Origin of the sequence: Nocardia sp. NPDC049220 (genome assembly GCF_040647855.1) — a bacterium.
In the GTDB taxonomy this organism is placed as follows: domain Bacteria; phylum Actinomycetota; class Actinomycetes; order Mycobacteriales; family Mycobacteriaceae; genus Nocardia.
The window spans coordinates 230,844-244,006 of the sequence record NZ_JBEZDA010000005.1 but is presented as its reverse complement, the minus strand read 5'-3'; the positions used below and the strand labels follow the sequence as shown (position 1 = coordinate 244,006).

General features: G+C 68.5%; 1 protein-coding gene (only partly in view). It reads left to right on the top strand.

The window, feature by feature from the left end; genetic code table 11:
• Positions 1-13,163, top strand: partial view of a non-ribosomal peptide synthase/polyketide synthase gene (locus AB0C34_RS16605; protein ID WP_357072839.1) — the final stretch only. Its footprint begins 31,093 nt before the window's first position; the window shows 13,163 of its 44,256 coding nt (coding positions 31,094-44,256); the start codon falls outside the window, past its left edge; its stop codon occupies positions 13,161-13,163.

Sequence of the window (13,163 nt, the reverse complement as noted above, 5' to 3'; positions counted from 1 at the left end):
TCACCGTCGAGGTGCCCTTGTCGGTGGCGCTGTTCCGGATCAGCGGTGGGAGTGGGGCGGGATCGAACACGACCGAGCATGTGCTCGCGTTCACCGTGCACCATGTCGCCGCCGACGGCTCGTCGATGGGTCCGCTGGCCCGGGACGTGATGGCCGCCTATGTGGCACGTGTCCAGGGTGAGACGCCGCAGTGGCAGCCGCTTCCGGTGCAGTACGCCGATTACGCGCTGTGGCAGCGCGCGGTGCTCGGGTCCGAGAGCGATCCGGAGTCGCTGGCCGCACAGCAAGTGGCGTACTGGAAGACAGCGCTGGCGGAGTTGCCCGACCAGCTGGAACTGCCCGCGGACCGCCCGCGCCCGCCCGCGCAGTCGTTCCAGGGCAAGGCGATTCGCTTCGAGATCGACCCGCAGCGGCACGCCCGTCTGCACGAGCTGGCGCGCGCACACAACGCGTCGCTGTTCATGGTGGTGCACGCGGCGCTCGCGGTGCTGCTGGCTCGCCTGTCCGGCACCGACGACATCGCGGTCGGCACTCCGATCGCGGGCCGCGGCGAACGCGAACTCGACGACCTGATCGGCATGTTCGTCAACACCCTGGTGTTCCGCACCCGGGTGGCGCCCGCCGACCGATTCGCCGATCTGCTCGGTGACGTGAAGGACCGCGACCTCGAGGCCTTCGCCCATGCGGACGTGCCGTTCGAGCGCCTGGTCGAGGTACTCAACCCGGTGCGTTCGACCGCGCGCAACCCGCTGTTCCAGGTCGGCCTGTCGTTCCAGAACCTGGCCGAGACCACCTTCGAGCTGCCCGGGCTCTCGGTGAGCGCGGTCAACTTCGACTCGCAACTGGCCAAGACCGACCTGCACGTCACGCTGTACGACCGGTACCGCGAGGACGGCACCCCCGCCGAGATCATCACCGAATTCGGCTACGCCACCGACCTGTTCGACGAGGCCACGGTGCAGGGCTTCGCCGACCGGTTCGTGCGGGTGCTCGACGCCGTCGTCGCCGACGCCACGGTGCAGGTCGGCGAGATAGATCTGCTCGCGCCGGAGGAGAGCGACCGCATCCTCACGGTGTGGAACGACACCGAATACGATCTCGACGCTCTGCTCGCGGCGCGTTCCGCGGGCTCCACGCGCACCGCGACGCTGGTGTCGCTGCTGGACGCCTCGGTTGCCGCGACACCGGACGCGGTGGCGTTGGTCGCCGACGAGCCGACCGGGCAGCAGGAGTTGACCTACGCCGAGCTGGACGCTCAGGTGAACCGTCTGGCCCGCTACCTGATCGAACGCGGGGTCGGCCCGGAGGACCGGGTCGCGCTGGCGATCCGTCGCTCCACCGACCTGGTGATCGCTATGTACGCGGTCGCGAAATCCGGTGCGGCCTATGTACCGATCGATCCCGACCAGCCCGCCGAGCGGACCGACTACATCCTGGCCACCGCCGCACCGGCGTGCGTGCTGACCACCGGACGGGACGGGTTCCGTACCGCGGCCACCGCGATCGTGCAGATCGACACGCTCGACCTCGACACGTATCCCGCCGGTCCGGTGACCGCGGACGAACGCCACGCCGCACTGCTGCCTGCGCACACCGCGTACGTGATCTTCACGTCCGGTTCGACCGGCCAGCCCAAGGGCGTCGCAGTGCCCCATGCGGCGATCGTCAACCAGTTGGGGTGGGAGATCACGACCTTCGGGCTCGGCGCCGATGACGCGGTTCTGCTGAAGACCGCGGCGACGTTCGACCTGTCGGTGTGGGAATTCTGGTCGGCCGCGGTATCCGGTGGCCGCCTGGTGATCTCGGCGGCCGATGGGCACCGTGATCCGGCCTATCTGAACGATCTGATACGCACGACCGGCGTCACGACGCTGCATGTGGTGCCGTCCATGCTGGATGCTTTGCTCACCGAATGCGACGGCCGGCTGGCGACCTCGCTGCGGCGGGTTATGGCGATCGGCGAGGCGCTGCCCGCCGGGACCGCGCAGCGGTTCCGGCGGGCCAACACCGCCGCGTTGCACAACCTGTACGGGCCGACCGAGGCGGCGGTGTCGATTACCAGTCACCTGGTCACCGATGCCGACGAGACATCGGTCTCGATCGGCGCTCCGGAGTGGAACAGCAAGGTCTACGTGCTGGACGCGCGGTTGCGGCCGGTGCCGGTCGGTGTGTCGGGCGAACTGTACCTGGCGGGTGCGCAGGTGGCGCGCGGGTATTTCGGTCGCCCCGAGCTGACCGCGGACCGATTCGTCGCCGATCCGTTCGGTGCGTCCGGCACACGCATGTACCGCACCGGTGACCTGGTGGCCTGGAACGCCACCGGCGAACTCGACTACCGCGGCCGCACCGATTTCCAGGTGAAGATCCGCGGCTTCCGCATCGAACTCGGCGAGATCGAGGCCGCGCTGCTGCGGCAGGCCACGGTGAGCGCGGCGGCTGTCATCGCGCACAACGATCCGAGCACCGGCGATCGCCTGGTCGCCTATGTGGTGGCGTCGACGCCGGGCGAGATCGATAAGCGCGGGCTGCAATCCGCGCTGTCGTCCGAGCTGCCGTCGTACATGGTGCCGTCGGTGCTCATTCAGCTGGCCGCGCTGCCGCTCAACGCCAATGGCAAATTGGACCGTAAGGCGCTGCCGCAGCCCACCTTCGAGAAGGCGGTGTTCCGCGCGCCGGTCACGCCGATCGAGCAGATCGTGGCGAACACCTTCGCCGAGGTGCTGCGGATCGGTGAACGGGAGGGCGGCGAGTCGAAGCAGCTCGGGCTCGACGACGACTTCTTCGGCTGGGGCGGCAACTCGCTGCTGGCCACCCAGGTCGCAGCTCGGCTCGGCGAGGCGTTGAACACGCGGGTGCCGGTGCGGCTGCTGTTCGACGCGTCCACCGTGGCCGCGTTGGCGGTCCGGGTCGAGCAGCACGCCGATATGGGTGGGCGTCGCGCGCTCACGGCGGGCCCACGGCCGGAGCGGATTCCGCTGTCGCTGGCGCAGCAGCGGATGTGGTTCCTCAACCGGTTCGACACCCAGTCGGCGGCCTACAACGTGCCGATCGCGGTGCGATTGACCGGCGCGCTGGACGTGGCCGCGCTGCGGGCCGCGATCGCGGACCTGGTGACCAGGCACGAGATCCTGCGCACCATTTACCCGCAGACCGACTCGGGTCCGGTGCAGGTCATCGTGGCGCCCGCGCAGGCCGTGCCGCGGCTGGACGTGCGGGTGGTCGCGCCCGCGGACATCGAATCCGCCGTGGTGGCACTGACTTCCACGATCTTCGACGTCACCACCGAGGTGCCGGTGCGGGTCGCGCTGTTCCAGATCGCCGGCGACGGGGCGGACACCACCGCGTCGGCCGCGGGCGACTCGGTGGACTACGTCCTCGCGATGGTCGTGCACCACATTTCTGGTGATGGCTCCTCGGTCGGCCCGCTGACCAGGGACCTGATGATCGCCTACGCCGCACGTTCGGTCGGTGAGGCGCCGAATTGGGCGCCGCTGGAGGTCCAGTACGCGGATTACAGCATCTGGCAGCGCGAACTGCTCGGCAGCGAGGATGATCCGGAATCGGTGGCCGCGAAGCAGGTCGCCTATTGGAAGCAGGCGCTCGCCGAGCTGCCCGACCAGCTGGATCTGCCCGCGGACCGGCTGCGGCCCGCGGTGCAGTCGTTCGCCGGTGGCAAGGTCGAACTTCGGGTGGACGCGCGGACCCATCAGGCGCTGATCGAGTTGGCCCGCGCGGAGGGTGCGACGCTGTTCATGGTCGTGCACACCGCGCTCGCGGTTCTGCTGGCTCGTTTGTCCGGCACCGAGGACATCGCGATCGGCACGCCGATGGCCGGCCGAGGCGAAGCCGTGTTGGACGAACTGATCGGCATGTTCGTCAACACGCTGGTGTTCCGTACCCGTGTCGACGCGGGCGAGGCGTTCGCCGATCTGCTGGCTCGTCAGCGCGAAACCGACATTCAGGCATTCGCCAATGCGGACGTGCCGTTCGAGCGGCTGGTCGAGGTGCTCAACCCGGTCCGTTCGACCGCGCGGCATCCGCTGTTCCAGGTCGGCCTGTCGTTCCAGAACCTGGCGCAGGCGACACTGGAGTTGTCCGGTCTGACCGTGGCGGGTCTGGACATCGACACCGAGTTGTCCCAGTTCGATCTGCACCTGATCGCCACCGACCGCTACGGCGACGCCGGTGAGCCCGCGGGCATCACCGGGTTCTTCACCTACGCGACCGACCTGTTCGATCACGACACGGTGCAGGGCTTCGTCGACCGGTTCGCCCGCTTGCTCGGCGAGATCATCGCTGCTCCGCGCACTCCGGTCGGTGACATCGAACTGCTCGACGCCGCCGAACGGTCCCGGCTGCTCACCGCGCGCAATGCGACCGAGCGTCCGGTGGATACGTCCGCCACGCTGGTGTCGCTGCTGGACGCCACAGTCGCGGCCGGGCCGAAGGAGGTCGCGCTCGTCACCGATGACGGTGCGTCGATCACCTACGGTGCGCTCGACATGCGGGTGAACCGCCTGGCGAGGCACTTGATTTCGCTGGGTGTCGGTCCGGAGTCGCGGGTCGCGCTGGCGTTGCGTCGTTCGGTGGATCTGATCGTGGCGATGTACGCGGTGGCGAAGTCCGGTGGTGCGTATGTGCCGGTGGATCCGGAGCAGGCTGCCGAGCGTACGAACTACATCTTGGCGACGGCGGCACCGGTGTGTGTGTTGACCGATGCGGCCGCGGAGTTCGAGACGGACGTCGCGCCGGTGGTGCGCATTGATGAACTCGATGTGTCAGGTGTGGACGCCGCGCCGATCACGGACGCCGATCGGGTGGGACCGCTGCGTCCGGAGAACACGGCGTATGTGATCTTCACGTCGGGCTCGACCGGCCGCCCGAAGGGCGTGGCGGTGTCGCACGGCGCTATCGCGAATCAGTTGCAGTGGAAGAACGTCGAGTTCGGTCTGGATGCCGCGGATGCGGTCCTGCTGAAGACAGCGGTGACCTTCGACCTCTCGGTGTGGGAGTTCTGGTCGGCCGCGGTGTGCGGTGGCCGCCTGGTGATCGCTTCGCCCGACGGTCATCGGGATCCGACGTACCTGAACGAACTCATGGCACGCGAGTGGGTGACCACGCTGCATGTGGTGCCGTCGATGCTGGATGCGCTGTTGACCGCCGGGATGCCGAATTCGCTGTGGCGGGTGCTGGCGATCGGTGAAGCTCTTCCGGGTGCGGTGGCGCAGCGGTTCCTGCGGACGAATCCGCGTACCGAACTGTTCAACCTCTATGGTCCGACCGAGGCGGCGGTGTCGATCACCAGCCACCGCGTCACCCTCGCCGACGAGACCGCCGTGTCGATCGGTGCGCCCGAATGGAACAGTCAGGTCTACGTCCTCGACTCCCGGCTGCGGCCGGTGCCGGACGGCGTCTCCGGTGAGCTGTACCTCGCCGGTGCGCAGTTGGCGCGTGGTTACTTCGGTCGGGTGGATCTGACCGCGGATCGTTTCGTGGCCAACCCGTTCGGGCCGGGTACCCGGTTGTATCGCACGGGTGACTTGGTCGCATGGACCAGCGCGGGTGAACTCGAGTACCGAGGCCGCACGGACTTCCAGGTGAAGATCCGCGGCTTCCGTATCGAACTCGGTGAGATCGAGGCCGCGCTGTTGGCTCGGCCGGAGATCGCGCAGACCGCGGTGATCGCGAAGTCCGATCCGAAGACCGGTGACCGGTTGGTGGCCTACCTCGTGCCCGGCGACGCCGAGGCCGGCGTCGATGTCGCGCAGGTGAAGTCGGCGCTGTCGGCGGGCTTGCCGTCCTATATGGTGCCGTCGGCATTCGTGGTGTTGGACGGCTTGCCGTTGAGCGTGAACGGCAAGTTGGATCGGAAGGCGTTGCCGGAGCCGGAGTTCGAGGTTCAGGTCTTCCGGGCGCCGTCGACGCCGATCGAGGAGATCGTGGCGTCGGTGTTCGCCGAGGTGCTGGGTGTCGAGCGGGTGGGTGCGGACGACGATTTCTTCGCGCTGGGCGGTAATTCGCTCTTGGCGACGCAGGTCGCGGCGCGGATCGGCGCGGCGCTGGACGGGCGGGTTCCGGTGCGGGTGCTGTTCGAAGCCGCCACGGTGGCCGGGCTGGCCGCGAGGGTCGAGCAGCACGCGGGGGCGGGTGGCCGTCGTGCGCTGGTGGCCGGCCCGCGTCCGGAGCGGATTCCGCTGTCGTTGGCGCAGCAGCGCATGTGGTTCCTCAACCAGTTCGACACCGACTCGGCGGTCAACAACATCCCCGTCGCGATTCGGCTGAGCGGCGATCTGGATGTCGACGCGCTGCAATCGGCGGTCGGGGATGTGGTCAGCAGGCACGAGACGCTGCGCACCCGCTACCCCGAAGAGGGCGGTGCGGCGCACCAGGTGATCGTGCCGGTCGCGCAGGCCGTACCGGACCTGACGCCGGAGGCGGTCGCCGCTGCGGACATCCAGCAGCGGATCATCGAGATCGTTTCCGCCGGCTTCGACGTGACCACCGAGATTCCGTTGCGCGCCAAGCTGTTCCACGTCACGACCGGAGGTGCGGCGGAAGTTGCCCCCGCCGGAGCCGACACCGAGTACGTGCTGGTGTTCGTCGCGCACCACATCAGCGCCGACGGCTGGTCGATGGGCCCGTTGACCCGGGATGTGATGCTGGCCTACGCGGCCCGCTCGGCCGGGGTAGAACCGGGCTGGGCGCCGTTGCCGGTGCAGTACGTCGACTTCAGCCTCTGGCAGCGCGACGTGCTCGGCGCCGAGACCGATCCGGAGAGCTTGATCTCACAGCAGGCCGAACACTGGCGCACCGCGCTGGCCGGGCTGCCGGACGAACTCAACCTTCCCGCCGACCGGCCGCGTCCGACGACGCAGTCGTTCACCGGTGGACGCGTGGTGTTCCCGATCGACGGCGAGTTGTACCGCGCGCTCACCGAGATCGGCAGGCAGCAGCACGCGACGCCGTTCATGGTCGTGCACGCCGCACTCGCGTTGTTCCTCGCGCGGATGTCCGGCACCGACGACATCGCCATCGGCACCCCGGTGGCCGGTCGTGGTGAAGCCGAACTCGACGACGTGATCGGCATGTTCGTCAACACGCTGGTGTTGCGCTCGCAAGTGGACGGCGACCTGACGTTCGGGCAGTTCCTCGCCCGCACCAAGGATGCCGATCTACAGGCGTTCGCGCACGCGGATCTGCCGTTCGAGCGGCTGGTGGAACTGCTCAACCCGGAACGCTCCACCGCGCGCCACCCCCTGTTCCAGGTGGCGTTGTCGTTCGAGAACCTGCCGGAGAGCAGCTTCGAGCTGCCCGGACTGCACGTCGGTGCGGTGGATTTCGACGTCGACATCGCGAAGTTCGATCTGTCTTTGACCATTCGCGAGGCAGGGACCATCCGGGAGGCGGGGGAGAACCCGGACGGCGCGGGCATGTACGCGGAGTTCTCCTTCGCGCGTGACCTGTTCGACGACGACACCGTGCGGGTGTTCGCCGAGCGGTTCACCAGGCTGCTCACCGCGATCGCCACCGAGCGGGAGACCCCGATCGGTGACCTGCCACTGCTGGACCCGTCCGAGCAGCACCTGCTCACACGCGTGTACGGCGAGGACGTCATGGCCACCGGTCTGCTGCCGGACCTGCTCACGCGCGGCGTGCAGCAGAACCCAGAGCAGATCGCGATCCGCTACCAGGGCAGATCGATCACCTACCGCGAACTCGACGAGTACTCCTCACGCCTGGCGCGCGTGCTCATCGCACGCGGCGTCGGACCGGAACGTATCGTGGCGCTGTCGTTCCCGCGCTCCTACGAGATGGTCGCGGCATTCTGGGCGGTGGCCAAGGCCGGTGGCGCGCATGTGCCGATCGACCCGACCTACCCCGAAGATCGCATGCGACACATGGTCAACGACTCCGGTGCGGTCATCGGCATCACCGCGCGCGAGTACGTGGACCGACTGCCGCGCGATGTCGAGTGGCTGCGGATGGACGATCCGGAGTTCGGCGCGCTGGTCGAGAGCCGGTCCGCCGAGCCGGTGACGGACGCGGACCGGATCTCCGCGCTGGCCATGCGGCACCCGGTGTATGTCATCTACACCTCGGGTTCGACCGGTATGCCCAAGGGCGTCACCGTGACCCACGCGGGTATGGGTGGACTGGTCGGCGTCGCTACCGATCTGTACCAGCTCGAGTCGCATCACCGGTTCCTGCACATCTGTTCGCCGAGCTTCGACCCGTCGGTGCTGGAATGGCTGTGCGCCGCCTACATCGGCGCCACGCTGGTGATCGTGCCGTCGACCATCATCGGTGGTCCGGATCTGGCCGAGTTGCTGCGCACCGAGCGGGTGACCCACACGATCATCACCCCCGCGGTGCTCGGCACCGTCGATCCCGAAGGGCTGGCGGCGCTCGAGGTCGCTTCTGTCGGCGGCGACGTCACCACACCGGAACTGCTGGCCAAATGGTGGCCGGGACGCAAGTACTTCAACGCCTACGGCCCGACCGAGACGACGATCATCTCGTCGTACGCCGCCCTCACCCCTGGGCGGCACATCACCATCGGACGTCCGGTGCGCGGTATGTCGGCCCTGGTGCTGGACAACCGGCTCAACCCGGTGCCACCGGGTGTCGCGGGCGAGTTGTACCTGGCCGGTGGCGCGCTGGCGCGTGGCTACCACAACCGCGCCGATCTCACCGCGGAACGGTTCGTGCCCAACCCATGGAGCACCGAGGGCGCGCGGATGTACCGCACCGGTGACGTGGTGCGCTGGTTCGCCGAACCCGGTGAGCGGGCGGGCAACGCCGCGCTACCGTCGGTGCGATGGGAGTTGGACTACGTGGGCCGCTCGGACTTCCAGGTGAAGATCCGCGGCTTCCGGATCGAACTGGGCGAGATCGATACCGTGCTCGGCCGGCACGAGGACGTCGAGTACGCGATCACCCTCGGCCGCCAGACCGCGGCCGGCGCCACGATTCTCGTCACGTATGTCCTGGCCACGTCGGGGCGTGAGATCGAAACGACACGGCTCACCGAGTACGCGTCGCGAAGCCTCCCGCCGCACATGGTGCCCACGGCCATCGTGGTGCTCGACGAGATCCCGCTGACCCCGGTCGGCAAGTTGGACCGCAAGGCGCTGCCCGAACCGGAGTTGGCCCCGCGCGAGTTCCGCGCGCCTGCCAACGAGGTCGAGGCGGTCATCGCCGAGGTGTTCGCCGAGGTGCTCGGGGTCGAGCAGATCGGTTTGGACGACTCGTTCTTCGCGCTCGGCGGCGACAGCATCCTGTCCATCCAGCTGGTCTCGCGGGCCAAGGCGCGTGGCGTGGTGTTCACCCCGCGCGATGTGTTCGAGCGGCGCAGTGTCGCCTCGCTCGCCGAGATAGCCGTGCTCGGCGCGGGCGCCGAACAGGTGAAACTGGAGGAACTTCCGGGCGGCGGTGTCGGCGATATCCCACTGACGCCGATCATGGCGCAGATCCTCGCGAGTGGCTCGTCCTACCAGCGGTTCTCGCAGACCATGGCGCTGCGGCTGCCCGATGGTATCGACCGGGAGACTCTGGTCGGCACCGTCGCGGCCGTATTCGACCACCACGACGTGCTCCGGTCGCGGCTGCGTCGCGTCGGCACCGACTGGAGGTTCGAGGCATTGCCGCGCGGTGCGGTCGACATCGATGCCCTGGTGCATCGGGTCGACCTGCCCGCCGACGTCGACGACGCGGAACTGGCCAGGGTCGGTACCGAGGCGCTGGACGCGGCGCTGGGCAGGCTCGATCCGGCGCAGGCGGCGATGGCGCAGTTCGTCTGGTTCGCGTTCGGCGCGGATGCGACCGGCCGGGCGGAAGATGACACAGCAGTGGGCGAACCGGCCGTCGGACCTGACGGCAAGCGGCGCGACGTGCTGCTGATCGTCGCGCACCACTTCGTCGTCGACGGTGTGTCCTGGCGCATCCTGATCCCGGACTTCGCGGTGGCCTGGTCGCAACTGGTCGCCGGTCAGCCGGTGACGCTGCCGGGCAACGGCACCTCGATGCGGCGCTGGGCGCACAGCCTGGTCGAAGCCGCGCGCGCACCGGAGCGAATTGCGGAACTGCCGTTCTGGCAGCAGGTTTCGGCGACACCGGATCCGCTGATCGGCACGCGCGCGTTCGACCCGAACCGCGACACGTTCGCGACCGTCGAACGGGTCGAGATCACGCTGTCCGCCGAGGTCACCGACGCGGTGCTCACCGCGATCCCCGGCCTCTACCGCGGCGGGGTGAACGACGGGCTGCTGTCGGCGCTGGCCATGGCGGTCGCCCGCTGGCGTGGCGACGATGCGGCGGCAGCGCGCGCGACCACGGAGGCGGACGCCGTTCACGGACACCGTGCGGCCCTGGTCAAGCTGGAGGGTCACGGTCGCGAAGAGGACGTCGTCCCCGGTGCGGATCTTTCCCGTACCGTCGGCTGGTTCACCACGGCCTACCCGGTCCGGCTCGACCTGGCCGGCGCCGATCTCACCGACGCCTTCGCCGGTGGCGCCGCGGTGGGTGAGATCGTGAAGTCGATCAAGGAGCAGTTGCTCGCGGTGCCGGACAAGGGTCTCGGTTACGGCCTGCTGCGTCATCTGAATCCGGAGACCGCGGCGAGCCTGGGTAGCGGCAAGTCGGGATCCGACACAGCCCAGATCAGCTTCAACTACCTCGGGCGGATGTCGGCGGGGGAGATCCCCGAACAGCTCGCCGAGATCGGCTGGGTGCCGGTGGCCGACCTCGGTCAGCTGGATGTCGACATGGACCTCGACATGCCCGCCAACGCGACGATCGACATCAACGCGATCGTCACCGACGGTGTGGACGGACCGCAGCTCGGGGCGGCGTTCGCCTTCCCGACCGGATTGATCGGCAAACAACGGGTGCGGGAGTTCGCCGACCTGTGGGTCGCGGCACTCACCGCACTGGCCACGCACGCGCGGCGGTCGGACGCGGGCGGCTTCACCCCGTCGGACATGCCGCTGGTCCGGGTCGGCCAGACCGACATCGAGCTGTGGGAGCGCAACTACTCGGCGCTGGCCGAAGTGTGGCCGCTCTCGCCGCTGCAATCCGGTCTGCTGTTCCACGCGCTGATGACGCAGTCCACCGTGGACGTGTACACCATGCAGGCTGTGGTGGACCTGGGCGGTGCGCTGAACGTGACACGCCTGCGCACGGCCGCGCAGGGCATCGTCGACCGGTATCCGAACCTGCGCACCGCGTTCGTCACCGACTCCGACGGACAGGCCGTTCAGGTCGTGCTGGATCGGGTCGAAGCGCCGTGGCGCGAGGTGGATCTCACCGGGCTACCCGCCGATCAGCGGACCGCGGAACTGCGCGAGCAGATCGCGGCCGACCGGGCGACGCACTTCGACATGTCCACTCCACCGCTACTGCGGTTCACGCTGTTCCGCAGCGACGAGGCGCAGTGGCACCTGGCCATCACCACCCACCACATTCTGTTGGATGGTTGGTCGATGCCGCTGCTCATGCGGGACCTGTTGGTGCTCTACGCGGTGCACGGCGATCAGACGGCGCTGCCGCGGGTGGCCTCCTACCGCAACTTCCTCGGCTGGCTGGCCGGGCGAGACCGGACTGCTTCGCTGCGCGCCTGGGCCTCGGCGCTGGACGGTGTCACCGAGCCGACGCAACTCGCGCCGCAGCCACGCGCCGCGGAGACCTACGAGATCGGCACGCTGACCGCCGAGATCGACGCCGACCGCACCCGTCAGCTCACCAAGCACGTCGCCGAACTCGGTGTCACGGTGAACACGTTGGTGCAGGCAGCGTGGGGCATCCTGCTCGGACGACTCACCGGCCGCGGTGACGTGGTGTTCGGCGCGACGGTCTCGGGTCGTCCGGCCGAGTTGCCCGGTGTCGAGTCGATGGTGGGTCTGTTCATCAACACGCTGCCGGTGCGGCTGCGGATCGATGACCGCGAGACCGTCGGCAAGCTGCTGGAGCGGTTGCAGCACGATCAGGCCGACCTGCTCGAGCACCACTATGTGGGCCTCACCGACATTCAACGGGTGGCGGGCACCGGGTCGCTCTTCGACACCCTGCTGGTGTTCGAGTCGTATCCGATGGACAAGGACGCGATTTCGGCGGCCAGCTCGATCGACGGCATGTCGGTCACCGGTGTCGGCGTCAACGACGCGACGCATTACCCGATGACGCTGCTGGTGATCGCGGAGTCCACCCTCGAACTGACCCTGAAGTACCTGGGCAGTCGGTTCACCGCGGACGAGGTGGCGACCCTGTCCGCGCGCCTGGTTCGGGTGGTGGAGGCGCTGATCGGCGATCCGGATGCGTTGGTCGGCGACATCGATATTCTCGATGCGAACGAGCGGGCCCAACTGCTGGTCGAATCCGGTATCTCGGCGTCGGCGTCGGCGCCGGACCCGGTCGGCCGAGTTGGTGCGCGCACGGTGGCCAAGGTGCTCGCCGACGTCGTCGAAGAGGACCCGGCAGCGCCCGCGTTGCTGGCCGATGGCGACGAGATCGCCTACCAGGTGCTGGATCGGCGGTCCTCGCAGCTGGCCAGGGTGCTGATCGAGCAGGGTGCGGGACCGGGCGATGTCGTCGCGGTGGCGCTGCCGCGCTCGGTGGAGGCCGTGGTCGCGGTGTGGGCGGTGCAGAAGGCCGGTGCGGCTTGCTTGTTCGCTGGTGGGCTGTCGGCGGACGAATTGACCGCGGCGGGCGTCGGGTTCGGGATCACCCTGGAACCGGTGGCCGACAGTGAGATTCGTTGGATGGCGCTCGACGGACCGCAGGCGAAGCAGGATCTTGCCACGGCGCCGTCGCATCCGGTGTCCTACTCCGATCGGGTACGCCCACTCGGCGAAGAGCACCCCGCATTCGTCACCTACACGGCCGGCGAGGTCGTGGCGATTACTCAGTCCGAGGCACTGGCTCTAGCCGAACGGGTGCGCGAGGAATACGAGATCGACTACGAATCCACCACGTTCACCGTCGCCACATTCGGTCGAGCCGCCGCCCTGGAGTTCCTGGCTTCGGCCACCGCGGGCGCACTCTCGGTCCTCCCCGGCGATGACCTCGCCGACGACTTGGCCGACGGTGAGGTCACCCACTGGTTCGTCACCCCGGGTGACTCGACGGAGGCAGCCGACGCCGAGGTCAGGATCGTGATCGCCGAGTAG